29 protein-coding genes are annotated in these 25,353 nt (G+C 72.9%); 15 read left to right on the plus strand and 14 right to left on the minus strand.

Annotation, left to right across the window (positions count from 1 at the left end; all coding sequences use genetic code 11):
• Window positions 1-22: 22 nt before the first annotated feature.
• The 8 genes from G1H19_RS11210 to G1H19_RS11245 are packed head-to-tail and all read right to left on the minus strand — an operon-like array spanning window position 23 to window position 9,383.
• Window positions 23-751, minus strand: coding sequence for a 4'-phosphopantetheinyl transferase family protein (locus G1H19_RS11210; protein ID WP_202925717.1), 729 nt, complete (start codon window positions 749-751; stop codon window positions 23-25).
• Entirely contained in the window at window positions 751-1,647 is an 897-nt protein-coding gene (locus G1H19_RS11215) for a DNA-3-methyladenine glycosylase family protein (protein WP_152727811.1), read from the minus strand. Before G1H19_RS11215 ends, G1H19_RS11210 begins: the two co-directional genes overlap by 1 nt.
• Window positions 1,644-3,215: a DHA2 family efflux MFS transporter permease subunit gene (locus tag G1H19_RS11220; protein ID WP_152727812.1), complete on the minus strand. Its 1,572-nt coding sequence runs from the start codon at window positions 3,213-3,215 to the stop codon at window positions 1,644-1,646. The genes G1H19_RS11215 and G1H19_RS11220 overlap by 4 nt, the downstream gene beginning before the upstream one ends.
• Window positions 3,212-4,414 carry an alpha/beta hydrolase family protein gene (locus G1H19_RS11225; RefSeq protein ID WP_202925716.1) on the minus strand — a complete coding sequence of 401 codons (1,203 nt, stop codon included), beginning with the start codon at window positions 4,412-4,414 and terminating at the stop codon, window positions 3,212-3,214. Before G1H19_RS11225 ends, G1H19_RS11220 begins: the two co-directional genes overlap by 4 nt.
• Window positions 4,407-6,050 (minus strand): SRPBCC family protein, encoded by a 1,644-nt coding sequence (locus G1H19_RS11230; protein WP_328593518.1) that lies wholly within the window; start codon window positions 6,048-6,050, stop codon window positions 4,407-4,409. The genes G1H19_RS11225 and G1H19_RS11230 overlap by 8 nt, the downstream gene beginning before the upstream one ends.
• Window positions 5,936-7,477, minus strand: a complete 1,542-nt coding sequence (locus tag G1H19_RS11235) for a class I adenylate-forming enzyme family protein (protein ID WP_152727814.1) — start codon at window positions 7,475-7,477, stop codon at window positions 5,936-5,938. Before G1H19_RS11235 ends, G1H19_RS11230 begins: the two co-directional genes overlap by 115 nt.
• A gap of 12 nt (window positions 7,478-7,489) precedes the next feature.
• Entirely contained in the window at window positions 7,490-7,924 is a 435-nt protein-coding gene (locus G1H19_RS11240) for an SRPBCC family protein (RefSeq protein WP_162392184.1), read from the minus strand.
• Entirely contained in the window at window positions 7,917-9,383 is a 1,467-nt protein-coding gene (locus tag G1H19_RS11245; protein WP_235909427.1) for a coproporphyrinogen-III oxidase family protein, read from the minus strand. Before G1H19_RS11245 ends, G1H19_RS11240 begins: the two co-directional genes overlap by 8 nt.
• Window positions 9,384-9,593: 210 nt before the next feature.
• On the opposite strand from G1H19_RS11245, the gene fabG reads away from it, so the two are divergent.
• From fabG to G1H19_RS11300, 11 genes are all read left to right on the plus strand, one after another.
• Window positions 9,594-10,379 carry a 3-oxoacyl-ACP reductase FabG gene (gene fabG / locus G1H19_RS11250; RefSeq protein WP_152727816.1) on the plus strand — a complete coding sequence of 262 codons (786 nt, stop codon included), beginning with the start codon at window positions 9,594-9,596 and terminating at the stop codon, window positions 10,377-10,379.
• Window positions 10,380-10,680: 301 nt separating this feature from the next.
• The gene (locus tag G1H19_RS11255; RefSeq protein WP_152727817.1) at window positions 10,681-11,307 is read left to right on the plus strand and encodes a cytochrome P450 family protein; all 627 of its coding nucleotides are present in this window, start codon (window positions 10,681-10,683) and stop codon (window positions 11,305-11,307) included.
• Window positions 11,308-11,435: 128 nt separating this feature from the next.
• Window positions 11,436-11,876 (plus strand): SRPBCC family protein, encoded by a 441-nt coding sequence (locus tag G1H19_RS11260; protein WP_152727818.1) that lies wholly within the window; start codon window positions 11,436-11,438, stop codon window positions 11,874-11,876.
• On the plus strand, window positions 11,873-12,397 hold the full coding sequence (locus tag G1H19_RS11265) for a MarR family winged helix-turn-helix transcriptional regulator (RefSeq protein WP_217269533.1): 525 nt from the start codon (window positions 11,873-11,875) through the stop codon (window positions 12,395-12,397). Before G1H19_RS11260 ends, G1H19_RS11265 begins: the two co-directional genes overlap by 4 nt.
• Window positions 12,398-12,667: 270 nt before the next feature.
• Window positions 12,668-13,450, plus strand: coding sequence for an AfsR/SARP family transcriptional regulator (locus tag G1H19_RS11270; protein WP_152727819.1), 783 nt, complete (start codon window positions 12,668-12,670; stop codon window positions 13,448-13,450).
• Window positions 13,451-13,697: 247 nt separating this feature from the next.
• Window positions 13,698-14,966: a beta-ketoacyl-[acyl-carrier-protein] synthase family protein gene (locus G1H19_RS11275; RefSeq protein WP_152727820.1), complete on the plus strand. Its 1,269-nt coding sequence runs from the start codon at window positions 13,698-13,700 to the stop codon at window positions 14,964-14,966.
• On the plus strand, window positions 14,963-16,186 hold the full coding sequence (locus tag G1H19_RS11280; protein ID WP_162392183.1) for a ketosynthase chain-length factor: 1,224 nt from the start codon (window positions 14,963-14,965) through the stop codon (window positions 16,184-16,186). The genes G1H19_RS11275 and G1H19_RS11280 overlap by 4 nt, the downstream gene beginning before the upstream one ends.
• A 51-nt stretch (window positions 16,187-16,237) precedes the next feature.
• A complete protein-coding gene (locus G1H19_RS11285; protein ID WP_152727821.1) occupies window positions 16,238-16,480 on the plus strand; it encodes an acyl carrier protein in 243 nt (80 codons plus the stop codon).
• 13 nt (window positions 16,481-16,493) lie between these two features.
• A complete protein-coding gene (locus G1H19_RS11290) occupies window positions 16,494-17,435 on the plus strand; it encodes an aromatase/cyclase (RefSeq protein WP_152727822.1) in 942 nt (313 codons plus the stop codon).
• Complete coding sequence (locus G1H19_RS11295) at window positions 17,432-18,349, plus strand: MBL fold metallo-hydrolase (protein ID WP_162392182.1); 918 nt, start codon at window positions 17,432-17,434, stop codon at window positions 18,347-18,349. The genes G1H19_RS11290 and G1H19_RS11295 overlap by 4 nt, the downstream gene beginning before the upstream one ends.
• A 210-nt stretch (window positions 18,350-18,559) precedes the next feature.
• Window positions 18,560-18,808 (plus strand): hypothetical protein, encoded by a 249-nt coding sequence (locus tag G1H19_RS11300; protein ID WP_152727823.1) that lies wholly within the window; start codon window positions 18,560-18,562, stop codon window positions 18,806-18,808.
• A gap of 30 nt (window positions 18,809-18,838) precedes the next feature.
• Here the strand turns inward: G1H19_RS11300 and G1H19_RS11305 are convergent, their stop codons facing one another.
• From G1H19_RS11305 to G1H19_RS11325, 5 genes are all read right to left on the minus strand, one after another.
• Window positions 18,839-19,228: a hypothetical protein gene (locus G1H19_RS11305; protein ID WP_152727824.1), complete on the minus strand. Its 390-nt coding sequence runs from the start codon at window positions 19,226-19,228 to the stop codon at window positions 18,839-18,841.
• A gap of 47 nt (window positions 19,229-19,275) precedes the next feature.
• Window positions 19,276-19,650 carry a tyrosine-type recombinase/integrase gene (locus tag G1H19_RS24880; protein ID WP_152727825.1) on the minus strand — a complete coding sequence of 125 codons (375 nt, stop codon included), beginning with the start codon at window positions 19,648-19,650 and terminating at the stop codon, window positions 19,276-19,278.
• Window positions 19,592-19,921 carry a hypothetical protein gene (locus tag G1H19_RS11315; protein ID WP_152727826.1) on the minus strand — a complete coding sequence of 110 codons (330 nt, stop codon included), beginning with the start codon at window positions 19,919-19,921 and terminating at the stop codon, window positions 19,592-19,594. The genes G1H19_RS24880 and G1H19_RS11315 overlap by 59 nt, the downstream gene beginning before the upstream one ends.
• Window positions 19,918-20,187: a hypothetical protein gene (locus G1H19_RS11320; protein ID WP_152727827.1), complete on the minus strand. Its 270-nt coding sequence runs from the start codon at window positions 20,185-20,187 to the stop codon at window positions 19,918-19,920. Before G1H19_RS11320 ends, G1H19_RS11315 begins: the two co-directional genes overlap by 4 nt.
• Window positions 20,188-20,620: 433 nt before the next feature.
• On the minus strand, window positions 20,621-20,923 hold the full coding sequence (locus G1H19_RS11325; RefSeq protein WP_152727828.1) for a hypothetical protein: 303 nt from the start codon (window positions 20,921-20,923) through the stop codon (window positions 20,621-20,623).
• Here G1H19_RS11325 and G1H19_RS11330 point away from each other — a divergent pair.
• The 4 genes from G1H19_RS11330 to G1H19_RS11345 are packed head-to-tail and all read left to right on the plus strand — an operon-like array spanning window position 20,922 to window position 24,430.
• Complete coding sequence (locus G1H19_RS11330; RefSeq protein WP_152727829.1) at window positions 20,922-21,440, plus strand: sigma-70 family RNA polymerase sigma factor; 519 nt, start codon at window positions 20,922-20,924, stop codon at window positions 21,438-21,440. The two genes, G1H19_RS11325 and G1H19_RS11330, sit on opposite strands and share 2 nt — an antisense overlap.
• The gene (locus G1H19_RS11335; protein WP_152727830.1) at window positions 21,424-22,521 is read left to right on the plus strand and encodes a hypothetical protein; all 1,098 of its coding nucleotides are present in this window, start codon (window positions 21,424-21,426) and stop codon (window positions 22,519-22,521) included. Before G1H19_RS11330 ends, G1H19_RS11335 begins: the two co-directional genes overlap by 17 nt.
• Window positions 22,522-22,523: 2 nt before the next feature.
• Window positions 22,524-23,528 (plus strand): ABC transporter ATP-binding protein, encoded by a 1,005-nt coding sequence (locus tag G1H19_RS11340; protein WP_152727831.1) that lies wholly within the window; start codon window positions 22,524-22,526, stop codon window positions 23,526-23,528.
• Window positions 23,525-24,430 carry an ABC transporter permease gene (locus G1H19_RS11345; RefSeq protein WP_235927851.1) on the plus strand — a complete coding sequence of 302 codons (906 nt, stop codon included), beginning with the start codon at window positions 23,525-23,527 and terminating at the stop codon, window positions 24,428-24,430. Before G1H19_RS11340 ends, G1H19_RS11345 begins: the two co-directional genes overlap by 4 nt.
• A gap of 29 nt (window positions 24,431-24,459) precedes the next feature.
• Here G1H19_RS11345 and G1H19_RS11350 read toward each other — a convergent pair whose 3' ends face one another.
• The gene (locus G1H19_RS11350) at window positions 24,460-25,329 is read right to left on the minus strand and encodes a DUF1206 domain-containing protein (protein WP_162392181.1); all 870 of its coding nucleotides are present in this window, start codon (window positions 25,327-25,329) and stop codon (window positions 24,460-24,462) included.
• Window positions 25,330-25,353 lie beyond the last annotated feature (24 nt).

A 25,353-nucleotide genomic window follows, 5' to 3' on the forward strand; every position in this document is an offset into this window, starting at 1 on the left:
TCTGCGCGGCACCGGTCGAGCGTCACTCGGGTGCCACTCGCTGGCCGGTGGTCGGCTGGACGACGACGGCGGTGAGCGCCAGACCGCCGGCCACCAGCCACGTCCCATCGAGGACGTCGAGCCGGGGCTGGACCGGCTGCCGGGACCGACCCGCCGGAGTTGCCCGGAAGGTGCCCGCGGGGGAGAGCCGGACGGCGACCTCGCGGAAGCCGGGACGCCAGCCGGTGGTGGGGCACACTGCCTTGAACACCGACTCCTTGGCGCTCCACAGCACCACGTCCCAGTGCGTCGCAGCGGCAGCCGCGGCCAGCGTGCGGAGGTGCGCCCGCTCCGCGGGGACGGTGATGAGGTCGAGCACGCCGGGCGGCAGGGGCCGATGCGGCTGGGCGTCGATGCCCAGCGCCTGCGCGACCCCGGTCCGGGCCACGGCGCAGCCGCGGTAGCCGGTGCAGTGGGTGATGCTGCCGACCGCACCGGCCGGCCAGGTCGGCGCGCCGGCCGCGTCGCGGAGCAGGGGAGCGGGCGGGAACCCGAGCTCGGCGAGCGCGCGCCGGGCGCAGCGGCGGCCTGTCGCGAACTCCGACCGGCGCGCCGGCACGGCGGCCGCCACCAGCGCCTGCTCCTCGGGGAAGAGTTCGGCGCCCGGATCGTCGCCGCGGTGCTCGGCGGCCGTCGCCCCTTCGGGCAGCAGCGCCCCGATCAGGCCGCCGGCCGCTGCCCCGCCGGACCGCCGATCCAGCGGCGGCCCCATCAGCCGGCGAAACGCAGGTAGTGACCCCAGTAGCCCTGCCAGGCGCCGTACCGGCCGGCCAGCTCGGTGAACTCGGCCTCCGTCACCGGCCGGCCGTAGACGCGGCTCGCTGCGCGCAGCGCCTCCTTGTCCGGCGCGATCCGCTCCATGCGGCCCAGGCCACGGATGAGCAGGAAGGTCGCAGACCACGGCCCGACCCCGGTGATCTGCAGCAGCCGCTCGCGCACCTCGTCGTAGTCACCGGTGCGCAGGAAGCCCTCGTCGAGCTCCGCCCACTGGCGGACTGCCGCGGCGATGTAGCCGGCCTTGCGGGCGTTGCCGATGATGCCCTGCAGCCGTTGCGCGTCCATCGCCAGCAGCTGCTCCAGGTCGGGGAAGGCCCGCAGCGGTTGCCCGTCGACCACCATCTCGTTGCCGCAGGCGGCCATCAGTGCGTGCTTCATCGTGCGCGCGACCGGCATCGGGACCCGTTGGCCGAGGATCGCCCAGACCAGCAGCTCCAGCGGCGAGGGGAACGAGACCTGGTGGTAGCCGTACAACCGGGAGACCACCTGCCGGAAGGGCTCGTCACCGGCGCTGAGCGCGTAGAACTCGGTCAGGTCGTCCCGCAGCCCCAGGTACGAGGAGAGCCGGTCGGCGAGCGCCGCGACGACGTCGTCGGTCAGTGGCTGCGCCGACTCCAGCTCGCAGTGCACCCCTGCGCCTCCGGCCGCCCGCAGTCGCACGGCGGCAAGCGTCCCCCGCTCGCGCACCGCGCTGGTCAGCACGTCGCCCTCGGTGAGCTGCTCGCCGACCATCGCCGGGAAGCCGCGGACGAACCGCAGGCTGTGAGCGAAGTCGAACGGTGGCGTAGCAGGCAGCTCGAGGCCGACCCTGTTGATCTCGGTCACGGTCATCGATCCTCCACGGCGGTGGGACCGGACCGCGACGTCCCCGCGGGACGGTTCCCCGGCTCCCGTCGAGCCGACGGTCGGGACGGCGTCGGCCGAGGCGCCGGTACCGGTGGCGCCCCAGCGGCACCGCGCCCGGGAGCGCCCGCCCGGACCAGCACGAACGCGGCGAGCAGCGAGACCGCGGCGAAGGCGGTCATGCACCAGAAGGCGGCTTGGAAGCCTGCGGCCAGCTGCGCGGCCGGCTGCGTCTGGTCGCCGAGGAGGGAGACGCCGAGCGCAGCGCCGACCGCGCCACCGAGGCGGAGGGCGATGTTGACCTGGGTGACGGCCTGGGGCATCTGCGGCGGGCGCACCGCCACGTACGCGGCCGTCGACGACGGGACCACCGAGAGCGCGTTGCCGATGCCGAATGCAAAGGTCAGCGCCTCCAGCAGTGCCAGCGGTGCGTGTGCCGGCAGCAGCGCGATCGGCACGAAGGTCGCCGTCGTCAGCAGGGCCCCCGCCAGCACCACCCGTCCGCCGCCGAACCGGTCGGTGAGCCGGCCCGCCAGGGGCAGCACGGCGGCACCGAGAGCGAAGCCGCACATGGCCACGCCGGAAGCGACCACGCCGTACCCGCGGATCAGCTGGAAGTAGAGCGCCAGCAGGACCAGCGCTCCGATCTGCACCGCCCCGGCGACGAAGCTGGTGGCCGCCGCGGCTGCGAACACCCGGTTGCCGAGCAGCCGAAGGTCCAGCAACGCCGTGCTGCGCGTCAGTGCCCGCCGCACGAACGCGGCCACGGCCAGCACCCCGACCCCCGACGACAGGAGCGCCGACTGCACCGTGCCGCCGCCCTCGCTCACGCGGCTCACCGCGAAGGTCAGGCACGGCAGGCCGACGGTGACGAGCATGAAACCCCAGCCGTCGAAGGTCGCGGCCGCGGGGCGGCCGGGCGGGATGATCCGCCGGCCCAGCCACAGGCCGGCGATCCCCACGGGCACGTTGATCACGAACAGCCAGGGCCAGGAGGCATGCTCGGTGAGCAGACCTCCGACGATCGGACCGAGCGCGGGTCCCAGCACCAGCGGGGTGCCGACTACGCTCATCACCCGGCCCAGGAACTCCCGACCCGCGACCTGCGCGATCACGGTCTGCCCGGCGGGCAGCAGCAGACCTCCGGCGAGGCCCTGCAGGACCCGCGCCAGGACGAGGAAGCCCAGAGAGGGCGCCCCGGCGCAGAGTGCGGAGGCAACGGTGAACCCTGCGAGCGACCAGAGCCACAGCCGGCCGGCACCCAGGCGCGTGGCGGCCCACCCGGCCAGCGGCAGGCCGGCCACCAGGGCCAGCAGGTAGCCGCTGACGATCCATTGGGTGTCCTGGAGCGTGGCACCGAGGTCGGCGGTGATGGTGGCCAGCCCGATGTTCACCAGCGAGGTGTCCAACTGGGTCATGAACGCGCCGACGACCACGACGCCGGCCACCGGCCAGACTCCGCGCGGGACGGCTTGCCGCCGGGGCGCGGTCTCCACCGCCGGCTGCGGCGGCGCGGTGTCCGGGCCTGCGGTACGGCGGAACTCGGTCAGCTTCATGAGATCCTCCCGGTCGACGGTGCCGATGTCGGTGGTGCCAGCCGCTGCGACACCCAGTCCGCAGCGGTGAGCAGGCAGGAGTCGAGCTGGTTGAGGCACACGTGCGCCTCGCGCTCGTGGACCAGCAGCTGCGCGCGGTCGCCCCAGGCGGCGTGCAGCCGCTGCAGGTCGACCAGCGGGAAGATGTCGTCCAGTGCGCCGTGGACGCTGAGCACGTCGGTGGTGGCCGGGTCGCGCCCGTCGACCTCCAACCGGTCGAACAGCTCCTGCACGGCCGCGGGCGACAGGTCGGTCCGGCCGCCGCTCAGCACGAAGGAGAAGTCGTCCTTGAGCCGCCGGGGCAGCCCCGCGTAGGGCGCCATCCGCGGCCCACCCGAGAGGTTGACCACGCAGCGGAAGGCACCACCCAGCCGCTGCGCCACCCGCAGGGCGATGTGGCCCCCGAAGCTGACACCGAGGAAGGCCAGCCGGCCGGCGTCCACGCCCGGCTCGCCGTGCAGTTCGGTGACCAGCCGGGCGACCACGCGCTCGGGGTCGGCAGGGAGCGGGGTCTGCCCGACCTGGAGGCCCTGTCCGGGACCTTCGAACAGCACGGCGGCGATACCGCGCTCGAGGAACGCCTCGGCCAGCGACAGCGGCTCCACCTCGGTGACCGAGTCCAGGCCGTTGCAGACGACGACGCAGGGCAGCGGGCCCGGCGTCGAGGCCGCGGCCGGCGGTCGCAGCAGCCAGTAGCGCACGACCGCTGACCCGGGTCCTCCGGCGGCGACCTCGCGCTGGGTGATGTCGAGGTCCCCGCACTCGAGGCTGCGCTCGAAGGCGTCGCGCACCCGCCGGCGGAGCGCCGCCTTCGCTGCGGCGTCGTCGAAGTCCATGAACTCGGCCCAGTGGAAGCATGCGGCGGCCGCCCGGTGGGCCCGCGCCTGGCCGGCGACCGTCGTCGAGCCGGTGGCCACTGCCAGGTGGTGCTCGCCCCGGCTCACCCACCGGCGGCGCCACTCCGCCCAGAAGCGGGCCGAACCGAGGTCGAGATCGTCCTCGGGAAAGCCGTCGAGTGCCCAGGCGATGTCCCCGAAATGGACCTGCGGGGCCCAGCGGGTGTGCAGGAACAGCAGCCGCGGGAGGAAGTAGCCGGCGGCGGCGAAGACGGCCGGGGAAACCCGCGCCGGCCGCGGCCGGGTGGCCAGGGAACTAGACACCGGCGGCCTCCAGCACTGCCTCGCCGGCCTGGGCGGCGTCCAGCCGCGGGCGCGCGGGAGGCGGCTCGACCAAGGCGCGGGCGCAGGCGTCGAGCGTGGCGCGGCTGTCCCGCTCCAGCAGCTCACGGAGCCGGCGCTTCTTCTCGGGGACGTCCGCCCGGTCCGCTGCCGCGGCGAGGGCGCCGGCGTCCACCCGGGCGCTCTGCCGGGCCACCACCTCGCTGCCGCCGGGCGTGGCCCGCACCCGCCAGCGGCCCCAGCGCGCCGCGATGCCGCGCGGCGGTCCCGGCTGGCAGACGTCGATCGACAGGCTCCGCTCGTCGCGGGTCCGGACCACCCGCAGCGCCGCCTCGCCCCGGGGCTGGGCGACGAGCTCGTCGTGCACGGCGTCCTGGTACCGCACCGTCCCCGCAGGCCGGCCGGTGAGCAGGTCCGCCGTCCCGACGAGGGGGAACAGCGCGGCCAGGACCTCGTCGGGCGGGTGTGGCAGCGTGGCACGGACGACCACGGTGGCCAGCGCGGCGCTGCGGTTCTCCGCGAAGTCGCGGATCGCCAGCATCTCGGCCTCGGCGTTGCCGTCCACGAAGCCGTCGACCACCTCCGCGGCCTGGTCGACGGTGTTCACGCCCGGCCGGATGCCGGTGACGTCAGCGAGCAGCCGCCAGCGCCGGTCGACGGTGAGCAGGCAGCGATCCGCGGTCAGCGGGATGACCCGCCACTGCCCGCTCATCGACTCCAGGAACGGCATCGGGACCGGCAGCTCGTACTCGATGCGACGGATCGCGTCGGTGTAGTGCCGCCGGGTCTCCCAGCTGATCGTCGCGCCGTCCTGCAGGGCGTCGATCCGCACCAGTTCCGTCGTGTCGTCCCCCCCGACCCGGGTCGCCGCGACGCAGGCGTCGAAGATCAGCGGCCAGTTCGCCGCGTTCCGCACCACCGCGTAGACCTCGTCGGCCGGCGCGGCGCACACGATGGAGTGCCGAAGTGCTCGGTCCCGGCCGGACGGCGCCCCGGCCCGCTCGGCCGCCGCCTTGAAGTCGGCGAGCTCGCGCTCGGAGTTGACGTCGATCGACGCGGCGATGAATCGCGCGGCTTCCGCGCGGGTGTGCACGCCGTCGACCAGGCCGGTGATGTCGTCGCAGAGCCGATAGTCGTGCTCGAGCAGCAGGACGCACTGCTCGTCGTTGACGGCGACGACGCGCCAGGTGGTGCGCATGCTGGCGACCAGGGGCATCGGCCGGACCAGTTCCGCGTCGACGCCCAGGACCTCGGGACGGACGGTCCGCCGCGACTGCCACGACATGCCGACGCCCTGCAGCCGCGCGGTGATCTCGACCAGCTCGGTCGGCCCGTCGGACTCCAGCACCGTCACCGCCTCGCACGGCCCCAGCAGGCGGGGCCATTCGGATGTGCGGCTGATCAGGTCGTGGACCGTCGCCGCTGGGGCGTTGCACACCACCGAGTGCGACGCGTGGTTACGCACGATCTCCTCCTTGGTCGGGATCACAGGCTGGTTCGGGATCACAGTTCGATGAGCGCAGCCACGTCGATTCGGCGCCGGATCTCGGCGCGCATGACCTTGTCGTTGGTGCTGGTGGGAAGGGGAGCGGGGACCGGGTAGAGCAGGTCCGGCCACTTCTCCCGGCTGAGGACCGGACCCAGCGCCCGGCAGACCACGTCCCGGACCGTGGCGGGTCTGCAGCCGGCCAGCGCACCGGAGATGCAGGCCACCGGCCGCTCGGCCGGCCCCCCGGCAGCCACGCCGACCACCACGGCGCCGTCGACGCCTGGCACGTCGGCCAGCACCGCCTCGACCTCCTCCGGGTAGATCCGGTGGCCGTCGGCGCTGAGCAGGGCGCCGGCCTTGCGCCCCTTGAGCAGCAGGTCGCCGTGGCGGCTCCAACTGGCGAGATCACCTGTGCGCAGCCAGTCGCCGGGCGGGGTGAGCGCCCCCGAGGCGATGTCGAGGTAGCCCTCCATGAGGCCAGGGCCGCGTACCAGGACCTCTCCCACGCCCCCCGGGTGGCCGGCGACCGGCTCCAGCCGCACCTCGACCGTCTCGTCCGGACGCCCGACGCAGTAGGGCTCCCCCCGGTAGCGCCGGTCCCGGTGCCCGGCCTCGTCCAGCCAGCAGAACGGGCCGAAGGTCTCGCTGAGCCCGTACCCCTGGACCCAGGAGCACGGCATGAGCGCGCGGCCGGCCTCGAGCAACCCGCGCGGCATGGCGGCGGCCCCGTAGGCCACGGTCCGGAGGCTGGACAGGTCCTCGCCCCCGGCCGCGGCGGACTCGACGAAACGCTTCATCGCCACCGGCCGGAGCATCACGTGGGTGATGCCGTGCCGGGCGACCTCGGCCGGCCAGTTCTCGATCTCGCGTCCGGTCGGGACGATCAGCAGCGCGTCGTGGTGCAGCGCTCCGAACGCGAAGATCACCCCGGTCGTGTTGTTGAGCAGACCCGACATGAACACCCGCGACCCGGCGTCGAAGTCCAGCGCCCGGGTCACGCTCAGGACCCGCCGGCAGACCAGCTCCTCCGAGACGCTGATCGCCTTGGGTGCGCCGGTGGTGCCGCTGGTGAAGAGGATGAGGAACTGGGCGGTCGGCTCCGGCTGGTGGATGCGCGGGCCCGGGCCACCGCGAGGAGCCGGCGGCCCGCCCTCGCCGAGCTCCACCACCCGGCAGCCGGCCTCCCGCAGCGCGGGCACCGCAGCACGGTCCCGGGTGAGGTGGACGACGGCATCCGGCCGCGCGGCGGCGGCGATGGTGAGCCACTCCGCCGCCGCCGCCGCGTGCAGGTTGTAGGGCATGAGCACCCGCAGCCCCAGGGCGCTGGCCGCCGCGAGGAAGGTGATGCCCCGCAGATCGTGATCGAGCAGGGCCAGCACCCGCTGCCCCGGCCGCAGACCCTGCTCGAGCAGGTCGTCGGCGCACCGCCCCACCGCTGCCCCGACCTCGGCCCGGGTCCAGGGCCGTCCGTCGGCGATCACGCAGACCCGGTGCGGGTCGGTCCCTGCGGGTCCGAGCAGCAGCTCGACGAGTTTCACCGGCGCGTGGTCGGCCATGTCCTGGTCCCCTCAGTCCCCGACAATCTCGGCCAGGTTGGTCAGGGAGGCTGCGACGCCACCCCGCAGCTCCGGCCAGACCGTCGTGGCGAAGTCCGCCACGTGGTGGGTGTCGACCTCGGCCGTGACCGCGTGCGTGATCTGCGCCAGGTCACCCACCCGGCCCATCCGGTGCGAGGTCCGGACGACGCCGAAGGGCAGCTCGACCTCGTCGGTGAACTCCTCTCCCTGGGTGACCGAGACCAGCGTGGCCTGGACGGGATCACCCGAGGTCGGGGTGAGGGTGAGGGTGGCGCCCTCCTTGAAGTTGCCGTCGATGTCGACCGCCGCCAGGCTGTCGTCCCACGTGGTCCATGCCCGGGCATCGACCCACACCGCCCAGATGTCGTGCAGCTCCGCATCCACGGTGACGGTGGCGTCGGCCTGGAAGGTCTGACGCTCAGGCACCGGGGACCACCTCCGACCCGGAGAGCGCCGGCGGCTCGAAGAAGGTGGTGGCCTTGTCACCGAGCCAGTACTCGCGGCTGTGCGCCCCGACCTCGACCATCACGCCGTTGAGCGACCAGTTCGGCTCGTCGAGGGAGGCCGAGTCGTCCCAGAAGGCCGGGTTGAAGAACTCGAGGATGACGTTGGTGTGCCAGACCAGGCCCAGCTGGGTGAGCTTCATCCGGTCGTCGGTGAGCTCGATCAGCCCCTTGCGCTCCAGCCGCTGGAGCTCGTCGGCGAAGTCCTCCAGGAACGAGCTGCCGAACTTGCTCTGGTAGTAGGCGTACTCGATCTCGTAGTACAGGAGGGCGAAGACGACGTACCGCTCACGCTGCACGCGCGGCGACAGCTTGTCCGTGATCGTGCTGATCAGGAAGTCGCCGTCGTTGACGGTGTCGATGTACTTGTCGACGTCGGTCTCTGTGCCGAGGCGGTATCCGTCGAAGTAGCTGTAGGACCCGGGTCCGACGGCCAGCGTGTCGATGTACACCCGCCAGTTCCAGTGGTTGTACATGTTCTCGTAACCGGGCTTGCAGAAGTGGTCGACCATGTACATCGAGTAGCCCAGCGATTCGGCGATCTCCACGGCCTCCTCGTACATCGCCTTCACCATCGGGCCCTCGGGGTCCTGTGGCGAGGCGATCTTCCCCTTGCTGATCAGCTTGTGCTGGATCGTGTCCTTGTGGATCCGGTACAGGTAGATGGTGAAGTGCGGGACGTCGAGTTCGGCGAGCGTCTCGAGGTCGCGGCGCCAGATGTCCAGGGTGTGCCCGGGCATGTTGAACATCAGGTCGAGCTGGATGTTGCGCAGCCCGCGCTCCTGGAAGGCCTTGATCACGCGCGCACTGTCGGTGGCGGCGTGCGGGGATCCGATGACGCTGAGGATCTCCGGCTGGAACGACTGGACGCCGAAGCTCAGCCGGTTGATCTTCGAGGAGACGACGTAGTCGATCTTCTCCTCGTCGAAGTCGCGCGCGTTGCCCTCCAGGGTGAACTCGTAGTCCTCGGAGACGGTGAAGGTCTCGAAGACGGCATCGACGAGCCGGCGCAGGTTGGCGACCTTGAGGATGCTGCCCGTGCCACCGCCGATGTAGATGTTGCGAACGGTCCCCGTGGCGAACTTCGGATACTCGGCCCACCGCTTCATGTCGGCGATGAGCGCGTCGACGTACGCCTCCTCGCGACCGCGGCTGTCCTTCTCCGACAGCAGGCTGATGAAGTAGGGGCACGACTTGCACCGGGTCCGGCAGAACGGCACGCCCAGGTAGAGGACGAAGTCGCCACCTTGCTGCTGCATGTCGATGTGGCTCTCCAGCCACTCCTTGCCACCGGAGATCCGGTGCATGCCTGGTGGGTAGAGGATGAAGGGCAGATAGCACTTGTTCGGGTACGGGTCCGCGAGGCGGACCTCTTCCAGCATGGTCACGCGCGTCTCCTCCGTGGAAGCGATGGCAGGGAGCGCCCGTCGGGGCGGCCGGTAGGACGCGCCGACCGTTCCAGCGACCACTCGAGAGCCGGTCGAGCAGCGCTGATCGCTGGCTCGTACGAGCCGGCGTCGAGCCGGGCTCGAGCGCGGACCCGCACTGTGCGGCGCGTCCGCGAGACACGCGGTCAGACAGGAGGGGAAGTCATGGCGGAGAGCACGGGGCGGGTGGCGCTGGTCACCGGCGCGACGAGTGGCATCGGCCTCGCGATCGCGAGGACCCTGGCCCAGGACGGGGTCCGGGTGTTCCTGTGTGCCCGGCAGGGCGAGAACGTCGCGACGACGGTGAAGCAGCTGCGCGAGGAGGGTCATGACGTCGACGGCGCCGCCTGCGACGTCACCTCGCCCGCGGAGGTCAGCCGGCTGGTCCAGTTGTGCGTGGAGCGGTACGGCCCGATCGACATCCTGGTCAACAACGCCGGCCGGCCCGGCGGCGGAACCACGGCCGAGATCGAGGACGAGTTCTGGTACGACGTCATCGACACGAACCTCAACAGCGTCTTCCTGGTCACCAAGCGGGTGCTGACGATGGGCCGGATGCGCGAGCAGCCGACCGGTCGGATCATCAACATCGCGTCCACCGGTGGGAAGCAGGGCGTCGTGCATGCCGCCCCGTACTCGGCCTCGAAGCACGGCGTGGTCGGTTTCTCCAAGGCGCTCGGCCTGGAGCTGGCGTCCAGCGGCATCACCGTGAACGCTGTCTGCCCCGGGTTCGTCGAGACGCCGATGGCCGAGCGGGTCCGTGAGCACTACTCCCAGGTGTGGGGCGTGGACGAGAACGAGGTCCACCAGCGCATCACGACCCGCGTCCCCCTGGGTCGCTACGTCGAGGCCTCGGAGGTCGCGGCACTCGTCCGCTACCTGGTCGACGACCGCGCGGCAGCGGTGACGGCGCAGGCCATCAACGTGTGCGGCGGGCTGGGCAACTACTGAGCCGGAGGATCCGCACATGACCATCGAGGCAGTGCCGGTCGCGCCCGCGTCGCAGCCGCCGACCACCGTGGCGACAGTCCGGCGACTCGCGTCCTGGCCGACGCCCGGTGCGGCGCCGGCGCGGTCTCGGGAGCTGATCACGCGGGCGCTCACGCCCGCCCGTCTCGACCGACTCCGCCCCGGCCTCGAGCGATCGGCCGCGGTGTGCCTGGACACCACCGAGGCGGCCGGCTTCCCGGCGGACCTCTGTCAGACCGTGGCTCTGCCACTGGCCGGCGCAGGACTTTGCGAGCTCCTCGGCGTGCCCGACGATGACCGGAGCGACGTCACGGCGTGGTCGCGGTCGCTGCTGTGGGCGCCCGGACCGCCACCGGCGGGCGACGGGGCCGGGGACGAGCTGCTCGGCTACCTCTGCGAACTCGTCGAGACCAGGGTCTGCGCCCCGGAGGACGATCTGATCAGCGCGCTCGCCCGGGTCGCGACCTCCCTCGGAGCACTCGACGAGCACGAGCTCGTGCAGTGCGCGCAGCTCCTGATCGTCGAGGCCTTCGAGAGCGTCGTCGCGGCTCTCGGGGCCGGGATGGCAGCGGTGGCGCGGCACGCCGGCGACCGGCGGGACGTCGGCTCGGGGGCGGGAGCGGTCGTCGGCCTAGTCGCCTCGGCGATCGACGAGGCCCTGCGACCGGCACCTGCGGTGCCGTGGCCGCTCGGGCAGCCGGGCGCCGACGTGCAGCCCGTCCGGGCGGTCCTCGGCGCCGGTCACCGGGGCCGGGCCGACGCCGACCTGGCCCGGGTGCACCTGCACGTGCTGTTGTGCCCGCTGATCCGCCGGTTCCCCGGGCTGCGCCCTGCCGTCCCGCTCGAGCAGTTGCCGCGTCACCCCAGCGGACTGGCGCTCGGGTTCGACGCCCTGCCCGTCGTCTGGTGAGTGCCGTTGCTCCGGCGTCGCGTCCCGGACACGGAGTGTTCACGAGGGCGAGCCTAGCGAGGCACTCTGCAACTAAATAATCTTCATGCTGATCATCCGTTCACCGACAATCGATGCCTGGAGACATCATGTGGACCACCCAGCACACCGCCGACACCACCGCTTCCCCGGCCGCCGTTTGGGCAGCGCTCAAGGCGCTGCACAGCGGGACGCCGATCGGCGAGAACAGCGACCACTTCGACCTGCACGGCGAGTTCGCCGTCGGCACGACGATCTCGGTGACCCCGCGGGGCCAGGAGACCTTCCAGTCGCGCATCGTCGAGCTGCGCGAGAACGAGGTCTACGCCGACCGGACGACCTTCGGCGACCTCACCCTGCTGTTCCGGCACACCCTCACCCCGCGCCCCGAGGGCGGGACGACGATCACCCACCAGCTGGTGATCGACGGGGCCGGGGCCGACGACGTCGCACCGGAGCTCGGCCCGCAGATCAGCGGTGACTTCCCGGTGGCCATGCAGGAGCTCGTCGAGGCCGCCAGGCGGTACGAGCTGGAGGCGTCGCCCCGGTGACCCTGTCCGCCGGCGGTCCGGCGGACAGCCCCGGCTTCCTGCTCTGGCACGCCACCCTGCGCTGGCAGCGCCAGATCACGGCAGCACTGGCGCCGCTGGGCCTCACCCACGTCCAGTTCGTCCTGCTGGCGTGCGCATGGTGGCTCGGCCGCCGAGGAGACCAGCCCAACCAGCAGCGGCTCGCCCGGCAGGCCGGCGTCGACGTGCGCATGGCCTCCCAGGTGATCCGGACCCTCGAGGGCAAGGGGCTGCTCGAGCGCCAGGTCGACCCGGCCGACACTCGGGCCCGACGGCTCCGCCTGACCCCGGCGGGAGTGACGCTGGCGGCCCGCGCTGTGAGCGTCGTCGAGCAGGTGGACGGCGGGGTCTTCGGCGAGGCCGCCCAGGACCTGCTGAGCGCCCTCTCCCGCATGCCGGCGACCTCCGGCGCAGGCCGCCACGCGCCGGAGGTCGCCGACGGCACAGCGGCCGCCCGCCCACCACGCCCAGCCGCACCGCCGCGGAACATGTGCAGGGCGTAGACGCAGATGCACGTGGGATCGGCGGGACGCTCGTGCCATCTCCACTCGGACGGCTGACTCGCTCGTCCTGAGAGCTTCTCGACCATCGACGTCATCGCTGCTGCCGGCGTCGGAGACGACCGTCGGCGAAAGGCGCGGGTCCGGGAGGAGGCCGGCTGTTCCACGCGTGAATCGTCCTGACTGGGAAAACGCATCCTACCGTGCACCACCGCACCGGTCCGCCGTGTGGGCCGGAACGCGGCGGCGGGGCCGGAAACTTCGGGAGAATAGATGGAGATCAAGCTTCTCGGCCCGCTGGTCCTGAGCGACGGGTCCAAGTCGTTGGTATTGCGCGCGAGCAAGGTGGGGCTCGTGCTCGCCCTGCTGCTCGCCCGGCGGAACGAACTGGTCAGTGTCGATTCACTGATCGACGAACTGTGGGGGGACGACCCCCCGCGGAGCGCGCTCACCACGCTGCAGACCTACGTCTATCACCTGCGCAAGATGCTGCACGCCGAGCTGGGTGTTCCCCGCCCCGAGGACGTTCTCGTGACGTCACCGCCGGGATATCTGCTCGCCGTCGACGAGCAGGCCGTGGACGTCGGCGCGTTCGTCCAGCTCTTCCGGCGCGGCAGCGCGCACATGGGGCGGGGTGAGCACCAGCAGGCCGAGACGTGCCTCGGCGAGGCACTGGCCCTGTGGCGGGGGCCGGCCTTCGCGGGCATCCCCACCGGCCCTGGCCTGCGGGGGCACATCTCCTACCTGCAGGAGATGCGGCTGGCCGCCCTGGGACTGCACATCCAGGCCCAGCAGGAACTCGCACGGCATGCCGAGCTCATCCCCCAGCTGCGTTCCCTGGTCGCCGAGTACCCGCTGCACGAAGGCTTCCACGCCCATCTCATCGAGGCTCTCTACACCTGCGGACGGCGAGCCGAGGCACTCCAGGCGTACCAGACGCTGTGGCGGGTCCTCGACACCGAACTGGGCGTCGAACCGGCGCCCGACGTCCAGCGACTGCACCAGCAGGTGCTCCTCGGCGACCGTGAGGTCCTGGCGCACGTCGCGGCCGGCTGACCGGACGTCACTCTGTCGGCCATTCGGGGCCGGTGACCGATGCGCGCGTCGGTCACCGGCCCCTTGTCGTGCCTGAACCGTCCGACCGTGGTCCAGGCGGCCCACGAGCTGTTGTCGAGCCACCGTCGAGCAGCCCCGGGCAGGGTGTGATCCGTCAGCGAGGAGGCCCCATGCGGGGCGAGAGTCCTCGGCCCGGCGGCGGTTCCGCCGGTGGGAAGAACGACTGTTCGGAAGGCGGAGGTGGCAGATGACCCGGCGGGTGGTGATCACGGGTCTGGGCGTCCGGGCGCCCGGCGGAGGAGGCACGAAGGGCTTCTGGGACCTCCTCACCTCGGGCCGGACCGCGACGGGCCGGATATCGTTCTTCGATCCCGCACCCTTCCGGTCGCAAGTGGCCGCCGAGGTGGAATTCGACCCGGCGCTGGAAGGGTTGTCCCCACCGGAGCAGCGACGGATGGACCGCGCCACGCAGTTCGCCGTCGCCTGCGCGCGGGAGGCGGTGGCCGACAGCGGCTTCGACTTCGGCGCCACGGACCCGGATCGGATCGGGGTCGCCCTCGGGAGCGCTGTCGCCTCGGCGACCAGCCTGGAGCGCGAGTACCTGGTCCTCTCGGACAGCGGCAGCCGCTGGCTGGTCGACCACGAGAAGGTCTCCCCGCACATGTTCGACTACCTGACTCCGGGGATCATGCCCGCCGAGGTCGCCTGGACCGTCGGGGCCGAGGGCCCGGTCACGATGGTCTCCAACGGCTGCACGTCGGGTATCGACGCTGTCGGCCACGCCAGTCAACTGATCCGCGCAGGTCGTACCGACGTGATGTTGACCGGTGCCACCGACGCCCCCATCACCCCGATCGTCGTCGCCTGCTTCGACGCGATCAAGGCGACCACCCCCGACAACGACGACCCGGGACGCGCCTCCCGGCCGTTCGACCGAAACCGCACCGGGTTCGTGCTGGCCGAAGGGGCGGCGATGTTCGTGCTGGAGGAGCGGGAGAGCGCGCTGCGACGCGGGGCGCACGTGTACGCCGAGGTGGTCGGCTACGGGACGCGGTGCAACGCATACCACATGACCGGCCTGCGCGCCGACGGCCGGGAGATGGCCGAAGCCATCCGCGTCGCGCTGGACCAGGCCGGGGCGGCGCCGCAGGAGGTCGACTACATCAACGCGCACGGCTCCGGGACCAAGCAGAACGACCGCCACGAGACCGCTGCTTACAAGCGCAGCCTGGGTGAGCACGCCTACCGGACGCCGATCAGCTCGATCAAGTCGATGGTGGGTCACTCGCTCGGCGCGATCGGCTCGATCGAGATCGCTGCCTGCGCGCTGGCCATCGAGCACGGGATCGTGCCGCCGACGGCGAACCTGCACGAGGCCGACCCCGAGTGCGACCTCGACTACACACCACTGGAAGCGCGTGAGCGACGTGTCCGGACCGTCTTGACCGTCGGTAGCGGTTTCGGCGGCTTCCAGAGCGCGATGGTCCTGCGGGCGGCCACGGCGGGGTCGAGGTGAGCCCCCGGGCCGTGGTCACCGGCATCGGACTGGTGGCCCCCAACGGTGTCGGCCTGGAGCGCTTCTGGCAGGCAGTGCTCGACGGCCGCAGCGGGCTGGCCGAGCTCACCCGCTTCGACGCCTCCGGCTACCCCTGCCGCATCGCCGGGGAGGTCTCGGGGTTCGACCCGGCCGCCCACCTCCCCGGCCGGCTGCTGCCGCAGACCGACGTCTCGACCCAGCTCGCCCTGGTCGCCGCGGACTGGGCGCTCCAGGACGCCAAGATTGAGCCGGGCACCTACACCGACTACGACATGGCCACGGTCACCAGTACCGCCACCGGCGGTTTCGACTTCACCCACCGCGAGTTCGACAAGCTGTGGTCCCAGGGGCCCCGCGCGGTGAGTGTCTACGAGTCGTTCGCCTGGTTCTACGCCGTGAACACCGGTCAGATCTCCATCCGCAACCAGCTGCGGGGGCCCAGCACCGCACTGGTCGCCGAGCAGGCCGGCGGTCTGGACGCGCTGGGGCAGGCATGCCGCACCGTTCGGCGCGGAACGCCGGTGGTGGTCAGCGGAGGCGTCGACTCCGCCCTCGACCCGTGGGGCTGGGTCTCCCAGCTCGCCGGTGGCCAGGTGAGCCGCGAGAGCGACCCGTCGCGGGCCTACCTGCCCTTCGACGCCGACGCCGCCGGCTATGTCCCGGGCGAGGGCGGTGCCATCCTGGTGGTCGAGGACGAGGACGGCGCCCGCCGACGGGGTGCGCACCAGGTGTACGGCGAGCTCGCCGGGCACGCCGCCACGTTCGACCCCCCGCCGGGCTCGCCACGGCCCCCCGGTCTGCGCCGCGCGGCCCAGGCCGCCCTCGCCGACGCCGGGGTGCGCCCGGAGGAGGTCGACCTGGTCCTCGCCGACGGCGTCGGCGTCGCCCCACTGGATCGGGCCGAGGCGGAGGCGATCACCTCCCTGTTCGGGCCGCGGGGGGTCCCGGTGTCCGCGCCGAAGGCATTCACCGGTCGGCTGTACGCCGGCGCCGGCCCGGTCGACGTCGCGACGGCGTTGCTGGCCATCCGCGACGGCGTCATACCCGCCACCGGAGCGACGGCTCGGGTGCCCGACGAGTACCGCCTGGACCTGGTGCACGGCGCCCCACGCCCGGCGCCGGTGAGCACCGTGCTGGTGCTCGCCCGTGGACGGCGCGGCTTCAACTCAGCTCTCGTGGTGCGCAGGGCGGACGCCTGACCGCGCACTGCCATCGACGGCGATCACGACGACCACACCGGAGGAGCAACCATGACGATCGACGACCTCAACCGCATCCTCGTCGCCTGCGCGGGCGAGGCCGACAGCGGCCCCCTCACCGAGCAGCGCGTGGACACCACCTTCGAGGACCTCGGCTACGACTCGCTGGCCCGCATGGAGACGGCCTCACGGATCGCGGACGAGTTCGGCCTGTCGATCCCGGACGATCAGGTGATGGAGCTCCGGACGCCGCGCGACGTCCTGGACCTCGTCAACTCGCTCGTCCGCGCCTGATCAGGAGGACGCCATGTCGCAGGCTCTGCCGTCCCGCTCGCTGGTGCACCGCCGGACGGTGACGGCGCCGGCTTCCGAGCTCTACGGGCTGATCGCCGACGTGCGCCGCTGGCCGGTGATCTTCGAACCGTGCGTGCACGTGCGGCACCTGGAGCAGACCGCACGCAGCGAGCGCTTCCAGCTGTGGGCGCTGGTGAACGGCCAGATCAGCACCTGGGTGTCGCGCCGGGTCCTCGACCCGATCGCCCTGCGGGTGGACTTCCGGCAGGAGCGCAGCTCGCCGCCAGTCGCCTCGATGGAGGGTCGCTGGGAGTTCCACCGCCTCCCTGAAGGCCGGACCGAGATCGTGCTCCGGCACGACTTCGCCGTGCTCGGCGGCGACGAGGACCTCGACGCCATCACCCGGGCGGTCGACCGGAACAGCGAATCGGAGCTGGCTGCGGTGGCCCGGCTGGCCGAACAGCCCCATCCCATCGGTGACCTCGTGTTCGGCTTCACCGACTCGCTGGACCTGACCACGGCCCCGGACGACGCCTACGCCTTCCTCGAACGGTCCGATCGCTGGCCGCAGTGGCTGCCCCACGTGCACCGGGTGGATCTGCGGGAGCAGCCGGGCGGTGTGCAGGAGATGGAGATGGAGACGGTCACCCGGGACGGTGGGCGCCACGTCACCCGCTCCATCCGGCTGTGCACGCCACCCCGGCTGATCGTCTACAAGCAGCTGGTCCGGCCGCGCCTGCTGCTCGGGCACAGCGGCAGCTGGGAGGTCGGCGGTGGGACGGTGACCGCCCGGCACACGGTCGCCATCGACGTCGCAGCACTGGTCGAGGCGCTCGGCGCTGGAGCCACACTGCAGGACGGGCAAGCCCACCTGCGGGAGGTGCTGGGGGCCAACAGTCGCGGGACCCTCTCGGTGGCCACGGCTGTGCGGCCGGGCCGGGTGGGGGTCTCGTGACGACCGCGCCGCACCCGCTCGCCGCCGTCGCCGAGGTCGCCGACGGCGTGCACGCCTACGTCCAGGACCCGGGTGGTTGGTGCGTGAGCAACGCCGGCATCGTCACCGGAGACCAGGGCGCCGTGGTGATCGACACCCTGGCCACGCGCAGCCGAGCCGAGGCCCTCCGGGCCGCGGTGGATCGCGTGTCGGCTGGGCCACGGCGGGTCCTGGTGAATACCCACCACCACGGTGACCACGTCTTCGGCAACGACGTCTTCGAGCCCACTGCCGTCGTCGTCGCCCACGAGAACGCCGTCGACGAGCTCGTCGAGACCGGTCTGGCGCTCACCGCACTCTGGCCCGAGGTCGCGTGGGGCGACCCCCGGCTGGTCCTGCCGACCATCACCTTCGACGATCGGATCGCACTGCGCATCGGCGAGCGGCGACTGGAGCTGATCCACGTGGGGCCGGCGCACACGTCCAACGACGTCGTGGTCTGGCTGCCGGAGGACCGGGTGCTCTTCGCCGGGGACGTCCTCATGTCCGGCTGCACGCCCTTCTCGCTGATGGGGTCGGTGGCCGGCACCCTCGCGGCCATCGAGCGGCTGGCCCGGCTGGACCCGGTCACCGTGGTCTGCGGCCACGGCCCGGTCGCCGGCCCGGAGGTGTTGGAAGCGAACGCGACATACCTGCGCTGGATCCAGGACCTGGCGGCCGCGGGGCGGGCGGCCGGCTGCACGCCGCTGCAGACAGCCCGCGCCACCCCGCTGGGCGAGTACGGCGAGCTGCTCGATCCCGAGCGGATCGTGGGGAACCTGCACCGCGCCTTCGCCGAACTGGATCCCGATGGTCGGTCCGCGGTGGACGTCCCACACGTGTTCGAGGAGATGATCACCTACAACGGTGGTCGACGGCCGACCTGCCTGGCGTGAGATCCCGGCGGCTGGGTGGAGCTCCGGTCACCCGGCTCCGGCCGGTCCTCGGTTAGCTCGGCGGGAGTCCGGCGGGAGTCCGGCGGGCCGGGCCGAGCTGGCCCTGGGCGCGCATGACCAACAGCCCGGTCGCGGCCAGCCCGAGTGCGCACAGGCAGGTCCAGGTCCACCCGGTCCACCCGGTCACCGAGCAGCAGCACCACCAGGGCGGTGCCCTGCCTGCACCGCGCGTTCCCGCCGGGCACCGACAGGGCCACCGACGTCGACGGCCCGGTCGGGCGGCTGCAGCAGCTGCGCAACGGACTTGCCCACCACGAGCACCTGCTGGCTACCGACGTTGCCGCGCGGTTGGCCGACCTCACCGCCATCGCCGGCTTGATCAGCCCTGACCTGGGTGGACACCTGACTGCGACCAGTCAGGTGTCCACCCTCCTCACTCGACGACCAGCGGACACCTGAAGCCCACCGGCTGAAGCGAGCTGCTCCCGGTCAGTCAAACGTTCCGGTCCAATCGGGTTCGTTCTCCAGCAGCACCGGGGGGCGTGCCCGGTCACCGGTGCAGTCGGTGAACCGGATGCCCGCCGTGATCGTCCCGTTCAGCTGACCGTTCCTCGTGTGCGTGTGGTCTCGGGAGACGCCGCAGGCGGAGGCGAACTCGTACAGGTCCAGGTTGGGGTCCTCGTGCTTGAGCACCTGGGCGACAACCCAGAACACGTTGGTGCGGACGGCGTCCGTGGCGGTGGCGTCCAGCTGGTCGTGGCCGGCCGCGTTGGGGTCGTGCTCCCGGCGGTGCCCGGCTCGATCCAGGCGCGTGTGCGCATCCGACCAGTCCTGGTAGCGGATCTCGGCGGCGAACTCGCGGGCAAGCCGACTCAGCATGGTGTCCTCCGACAGGACGCTGCGGGCACCTCCGCGACAGAGGTGTTTCAAGAACAACGCAGGGCCTGGGCGAGTGAGTAGGCCGGCGACCGGTCGAGGTTGTGCCGGGTGCGGTCATAGCGCCGTGTGGTCCGAGAGTCCCGATGTCCCCGTGCGTCCTGGACGTCTTGGAGCGGGATACCGATAGCCAGGGCCTCGGTGGCGAACCCGTTGCGCAGACTGTGAGGCTTGATCCGGTCAGCTGAGGGGATGCCGGCGGTCTTGGCCAGACGCTTGATCTGGTCGTAGGCGGTCTTGTAGGCCAATCGGTCGCCGGTGCGGCTGAGGAAGACTGCACCGTTGGTGCGCTGGCCTATCAGCTCGTCAAGCGCCCGGACGGTCGCCGGTGGCAGCTGCCCGCCCGAGGTGGTCGACCCAGGCATCGACGTGGGGGCGCCTGGCCAGCAGCGGGTGCACCCGGTACTCCTCCGGCGCCTCGACGAGGCACCAGCTGCGCCAGGCGGCCAGGTCGGCGGCGTAGGCGGTCTTGGTGTGGGCCAACCTGCGGCCGGTGAGGAAGGCGACCACCAGCCGGTCGAAGGGATCGACTGCGGTGCCCGGCACGCGGGCCAGCGCCTCACTGCCGCTGGGGGCCAGTCGCTGGATGGCTGGGGATACAGAGGCAACACCAAGGCCCGGCTGCAGTTCGGTCACGGTGCTTCATTCGCACAGGGGGTCGGGGCGCCGTCGGACAGGTCCAGTTGGGCGAGCAGGTTCTGGCGCGCCTGCCGTGCGGTGGCATGCCGCTCGGCCCGGTCGCGGTCCAGCTGGGGGCCGTCGTAGGTAGCGACCTTCTGCACTCGGTCGGCCTGGGCAAGGGCCTGCATGGTTCTGCGGATCTTCTCCAGCTCGCCGACGGCGTGGTGGACCGTTCGCTCGTGCATCCACTGGCGCACCACGAAGACCTTCCAGTCCAGCACCGATGGCGTGCTGTGGGTGGCCCCGGAGGAGTCGCTGTAGGTGATCGTGACGTCGTGGCGGTCGGGAAGGTCGTACGTGTCGTCGGCCCGTTCGACGCCGTTGTCCCAGAAGGTGCGCCACTCTTGTCCCGGTGCCAGGAACGGGATGGTGTCGGGCAGGTGGACGTCCTCGGCCCCGCCGTGCTGGTCGGTGCGTACCAGGGGTGGGACGCAGGAGATGACGACGTCCAGGAGGCCAGCAGGTCGCCCTCGGCGCGGGAGTAGGGGACGACCTCGCGGAGCTTGGCGAGCTCGCCGTGCGGGAGGCCGCCGGAGATGACCATGCCGGCGCGCTCGACGAACCCGCGGGCCCTGGCCGTGTCGGCGGCATCGGGGAGGGTCAGGTCACTCAAGGTGTGGGTGATCATGGCCTGCCCGACACCGCGGTTGCGGTTCAGGCGGGTGAGGGCGTCGACCCGGTCGAGACGTCGACGACCACGGGTGGGTCGCGGCGCATCGGGGTGGTGGTCTGCTCGGAGAAGATCGCCCCGAAGCGGCCGCCATCGGGGGCACTCCCGCCCCCCGAGAGGGGGCACTCCCGCCCGCCGCGGCCGCCGATGTCACATCCGCGGCCGCGGCGGTGCTGTAGGTACATGAAGCTGATCCACCCACCCACCGGGGCGGTCGCGACCGTCCGGGCGGTGCCGGTGGCGCTGCCCGGTGCCACGGCACGTCGGGACGAGAGCAGGGAGCGCATGACGGTCCGATCGGTCGACGCCGTCCGCGCCGACCTCGAGGAGGTCTTCCGGCGCGACTACCAGCCGGTGGTCGCGGTGGCCGCGCGGGTGCTCGGCTCGCGCGACCAGGCCGAGGACGTGGCCCAGGAGGTCTTCCTCTCCTTCAGCCGCTCCACCGTCCCGGCCGCCGAGGCCCGCGGCTGGCTCGCGGTCGCCGCAGCGCACACCGCACTGAACCTCATCCGGTCCGGACGCCGTCGCGCGTCCCGGGAGGAGACCGCGTTCGCGGCCCAGCACGACGTCGTGTCCGACGTCGCCGAGACGGTCGTGACCCGCGAGGAGCGCAGCCGGGTCCGCGCGGCGCTCGCGCTCCTGCCCCGCAAGCAGGCCGTGGCCCTGGTGCTGCGGCACAGCGGGCTGAGCTACGCCGAGGTGGCCGCGGCCCTCGACATGTCCCCCGGCAGCGTCGGCACCACCGTCCGCCGCGCCGAATCCGCCTTACGCGAGGAGCTGACCCGTCATGCGTCATCCGACTGAGGGCGTGCTGCGCCGGCTGATCGACGAGCCGGCCGGTGTGTCCGACCCCGACCGGCGGCACGTCGCCGACTGCGCGCAGTGCCTCAGCGCACTGGCCGCCACCCGCGCGGACGCCGTCGCCGTCGGCGCGGCACTGCAGCCTGCGGCCGGCAGCGATGCCGACGTGCCCGCCGCCTGGCAGCGGCTCAACGCCGCGCTGCCCACCGCCGCACCGGCTGCCGCCGCGTTCACCCCGGCGCGCCCGGCCCGCGGCCCGCGGGCCCGGGGGCTGCTGCGCCGCCCCGCGGTGGCGGTCGCCGCGGCCGCCCTGGTGCTGGCCGGTGCCGGTACCGCCGCCGCGAACGACTGGCTGCCGATCTTCCGCACCGAGCAGATCGCGCCGGTGTCCCTGACCGCCGCGGACCTCGTCTCGCTGCCCGACCTCAGCGCCTACGGCGACCTGGAGGTCAGCGGTGAGCCCGACCTGCGCGAGGTGCCCGACGCGGCCGCCGCGACCAGCGCCACCGGCCTGGACCTGCCGCAGGTGGCCTTCCTGCCCGACGGCGTCGTCGGCCGGCCGGAGTTCCAGGTGGGCGACCAGGTGAGCGCCACGTTCACCTACTCCGCGGCGCGGGCCGCCCAGGCCGCCTCCGAGGCGGGGGAGACGGCCCCGCCGTCCCCGCCCGGCCTGGACGGCAGCCAGGTGCGGATGGTCGCCGGCCCGGGCGTCGCGCAGGTCTGGTCGTCGTCCTCCGGGCTGCCCGCGCTGGTGGTGGGCACCGCCGTCGCCCCGACGGCGTTCTCCTCCGGGGTGCCGTTCGAGACGCTGCGCGACCACCTGCTGTCGCTGCCCGGCATCCCGGCCGAGCTCGCCGCCCAGCTGCGCACCTTCACCGCCGACGGCGCCACCCTGCCGCTGCCGGTGCCCGGCGACGAGGTGGAGACCTCGACCGCCGACGTGGGCGGCGTGCAGGCCACCGTGCTGGCCAGCCGGGACCAGTCGATGGCGGCCGTGGTGTGGGTCGAGGACGGCGTCGTCACCGCCGTGGCCGGCTCGCTGGGCACCGACGAGCTGCTGTCCGTGGCCCGGGAGCTGCGCTGACCATGGCCACCGACTCCCTCACCGCCCCGGACGGCGCGGCGCTGCGGGCGGCGTCGGAGCTCGTCTCCGCACTGCCGCCCGCACCGGCCGCCTGGTGCTCCGGGCTGCACAAGCGCTACCGCAAGCGCACCGCCGTCGAGGACGTGTCCCTGCAGGTCGGCCGCGGTGAGGTGGTCGGCCTGCTCGGGCCCAACGGCGCCGGCAAGACCACGGTGATCAAGATGCTGCTCGGCCTGGTGCGCCCGGACGCCGGGGAGGCCATGCTGCTCGGGCGGCCGTCGGCCGACCCGGCGGCCCGGGCCCGGGTCGGCTACCTGCCCGAGCTGTTCCGCTACCAGCCGTGGCTGAGCGCGGCGGAGGTGCTCGCCCTGCACGTGCGCCTGGCCGGTGGCGACGTGTCCCGCGCCGAGCAGGCCGAGTGCCTGTCCCTGGTGGGCCTCGGCGGGCGCGCCGCGGACCGAGTCGGCGGGTTCTCCAAGGGCATGCAGCAGCGCCTGGGCCTGGCCGTCGCGCTGGTGGCCCGGCCGGAGTTCGTGGTGCTGGACGAGCCGACCAGCGCGCTGGACCCGCTGGGCCGCGCGGACGTGCGCGACATCGTGCTGGAGCTGCGCACCCGCGGCGTCGCGGTGCTGCTCAACTCCCACCTGATCGGCGAGGTCGAGCGGGTCTGCGACCGGGTGGTCGTGCTGGACCGGGGCCGGGTCGCCGCCTCCGGCACGCTGGCCGAGCTGCTCGGGCAGCGCGAGCTGCGCCTGCAGCTCACCGGGCTGACCCCGGCCGCGCAGCAGCGGCTGGCCGCCACCGGGCGGGTGGACACCGACGGCGCCTGGTTGACCGTCGCCGTCCCGGCCGACGACGACGGCACCGCCGCACCCGACCTGGTGGCCGACCTGGTCGCCCTCGGTGTGCGGGTGCACGCGGTCGAGCCGGTGCGGATCAGCCTGGAGGAGCGCCTGCTCGGCATCCTCCGGGACGGCGCCGCGAGCCGGGCGGGGGAGCAGTCGTGACCACCTCCGACACCCGGCCGGCGCCCGACCGGCCGGCCCCGCCCGGGGCGAGCACCCTGCGGACCGTGCTCACCGTCGCCGCGCTCACCCTGCGCGAGGCGTCCCGGCGGCGGGTGCTGCTGGCGTTGGCGGCGCTCACCGTGGCGCTGCTGGTGCTCAGCGCGTGGGGCTTCTCCCGGCTCGCCGGTGAGGCGCTCACCAGCGGCGAGGCCCGGCTGACCGCCTCGATCGTGCTCAACCTGGTGATGTTCGGCTTCAGCCTCGTCGCCGCGCTGGGCACCGCCTTCCTGGCCGGCCCCACGCTGGCCGGGGAGACGGAGTCCGGCATCGCGCTGGCGGTGCTGTCCCGGCCGATCCGCCGCTCGGCGTTCCTGCTCGGCAAGTGGCTGGGACTGGTCGCGTTCGGCAGCGGGTTCGTCGTCGTCGCCGGGCTGGCCGAGATCCTGGTGGTCCGGGCGACGGTCGACTACTGGCCGCCCAGCCCGGTCACCGCGCTGGCGCTGCTCGCCGCGCAGACCGCGGTGCTGCTCACGCTCACCGTGCTGCTGGCCACGGCCGTCTCACCGATGGCCTCCGGCGTCATCGCGGTCGGCCTGTTCTGCACCACCTGGGTGGCCGGCGTGGTCGGCGCCATCGGCACCGCGCTGGGCAACGACGCCGTCGCCCAGGTGGGTGCGGTGTCGCGGGTGCTGCTGCCCACCGACGGCCTGTGGCGGGGGGCGATGAACGCCTTCCAGGACCCCTCGGCGATCGTCCAGTTCGGTGGCGCCGACCAGGGCGCCGGGGCGTTCCCGTTCCTCAGCGTCGCACCGCTGTCCGCGGCCTACCTGGCCTGGTCGGCGGTGTGGGTGCTGATGATCGGGGGCCTGGCCGCCGCGGCCTACATCCGCAAGGACCTCTGAGCGGTCGCCCGCGACCCGTCGTCCACGCCTCAGGACGACGGGTCGCGGTCGGGGTAGCGGGCCCGGCCGAGGGCGTAGACCCCGAACGCGGCGAACCCCGCAGCGACCCCGCCCAGCAGCCACGAGCCGCCCGGCACCCCGGCGATGACGGTCAGCGCGCCGTCCAGGCCGGTGGCGGCGGAGAGGTCGGCGGTGCGGGCGGCCTGCACCAGCAGCACCCCGGCCAGGCCGAACGCGATGCCCTTCGCCACGTAGCCGACCCGCCCCACCGCCTCGATCCACGGCTCGACCCGGTCGGGGGCGGCGGTGAGGTCGATGTCCTTCATGAAGCCGCCGGTGCACCCGCGCAGCACCGTGTACAGCCCGACGGCGACCACCCCCACCGCCACCGCGACCACCAGCGCCGTGCCGCCGGGCACCTCCAGGGTCTCCCCGGTCAGCTCGCGCAACCGCTCGTCGGCCTGGTACTCACCTCCCGCGGCGAACAGCAGCGCGGTGCCGCCGAGTACCGCGTACACCGCCGCCTTGGCCAGGCACTTCGCGCAGACGAACGCCGTGCGTCTCCAGCGCTCGCGGCTCAGCAGCCCGCGCCACCAGAGCAGCACCTCACCGGCCTGCCACAGCGCGAGGGCCAGCAGCCCCAGCCCGATCAGCCACAGCGCCACCACCCCGCCCGGGGAGTCCGCGACGGTCTGCAGCGCCCCGGTCTGGTCGGCGTCGGTGCGGTCGCTGCCGCGGGCCAGCTGCAGCGCCAGCCACCCGATCAGCAGGTGCACCAGCCCGTACGCGACCAGCCCCACCCGCGCCACCGCCTCCAGCACGGGGTGGTCGGTCACCTCCCGGGCGTGCTCGACGACCCGGTGCACGCGGTCGATCAGGGCACGCGCGGTGGGGGTCACCGGGCCGATGCTCCGGCACGCGCC

The sequence above is a fragment of the Goekera deserti genome, from assembly GCF_010685995.1.
Classification (GTDB): Bacteria; Actinomycetota; Actinomycetes; order Mycobacteriales; family Geodermatophilaceae; genus Goekera; species Goekera deserti.

Excerpts from the sequence above, each read along its gene's own strand:
- G1H19_RS11210 (WP_202925717.1), bottom strand. The coding sequence starts at position 751 with ATGGGGCCGCCGCTGGATCGGCGGTCCGGCGGGGCAGCGGCCGGCGGC.
- G1H19_RS11215 (WP_152727811.1), bottom strand. The coding sequence starts at position 1,647 with ATGACCGTGACCGAGATCAACAGGGTCGGCCTCGAGCTGCCTGCTACG.
- G1H19_RS11220 (WP_152727812.1), bottom strand. The coding sequence starts at position 3,215 with ATGAAGCTGACCGAGTTCCGCCGTACCGCAGGCCCGGACACCGCGCCG.
- G1H19_RS11235 (WP_152727814.1), bottom strand. The coding sequence starts at position 7,477 with ATGGCCGACCACGCGCCGGTGAAACTCGTCGAGCTGCTGCTCGGACCC.
- G1H19_RS11245 (WP_235909427.1), bottom strand. The coding sequence starts at position 9,383 with ATGCTGGAAGAGGTCCGCCTCGCGGACCCGTACCCGAACAAGTGCTAT.
- fabG (WP_152727816.1), top strand. The coding sequence starts at position 9,594 with ATGGCGGAGAGCACGGGGCGGGTGGCGCTGGTCACCGGCGCGACGAGT.
- G1H19_RS11260 (WP_152727818.1), top strand. The coding sequence starts at position 11,436 with ATGTGGACCACCCAGCACACCGCCGACACCACCGCTTCCCCGGCCGCC.
- G1H19_RS11270 (WP_152727819.1), top strand. The coding sequence starts at position 12,668 with ATGGAGATCAAGCTTCTCGGCCCGCTGGTCCTGAGCGACGGGTCCAAG.
- G1H19_RS11275 (WP_152727820.1), top strand. The coding sequence starts at position 13,698 with ATGACCCGGCGGGTGGTGATCACGGGTCTGGGCGTCCGGGCGCCCGGC.
- G1H19_RS11285 (WP_152727821.1), top strand. The coding sequence starts at position 16,238 with ATGACGATCGACGACCTCAACCGCATCCTCGTCGCCTGCGCGGGCGAG.
- G1H19_RS11290 (WP_152727822.1), top strand. The coding sequence starts at position 16,494 with ATGTCGCAGGCTCTGCCGTCCCGCTCGCTGGTGCACCGCCGGACGGTG.
- G1H19_RS11305 (WP_152727824.1), bottom strand. The coding sequence starts at position 19,228 with ATGCTGAGTCGGCTTGCCCGCGAGTTCGCCGCCGAGATCCGCTACCAG.
- G1H19_RS24880 (WP_152727825.1), bottom strand. The coding sequence starts at position 19,650 with ATGCCTGGGTCGACCACCTCGGGCGGGCAGCTGCCACCGGCGACCGTC.
- G1H19_RS11330 (WP_152727829.1), top strand. The coding sequence starts at position 20,922 with ATGACGGTCCGATCGGTCGACGCCGTCCGCGCCGACCTCGAGGAGGTC.
- G1H19_RS11325 (WP_152727828.1), bottom strand. The coding sequence starts at position 20,923 with ATGCGCTCCCTGCTCTCGTCCCGACGTGCCGTGGCACCGGGCAGCGCC.
- G1H19_RS11335 (WP_152727830.1), top strand. The coding sequence starts at position 21,424 with ATGCGTCATCCGACTGAGGGCGTGCTGCGCCGGCTGATCGACGAGCCG.
- G1H19_RS11340 (WP_152727831.1), top strand. The coding sequence starts at position 22,524 with ATGGCCACCGACTCCCTCACCGCCCCGGACGGCGCGGCGCTGCGGGCG.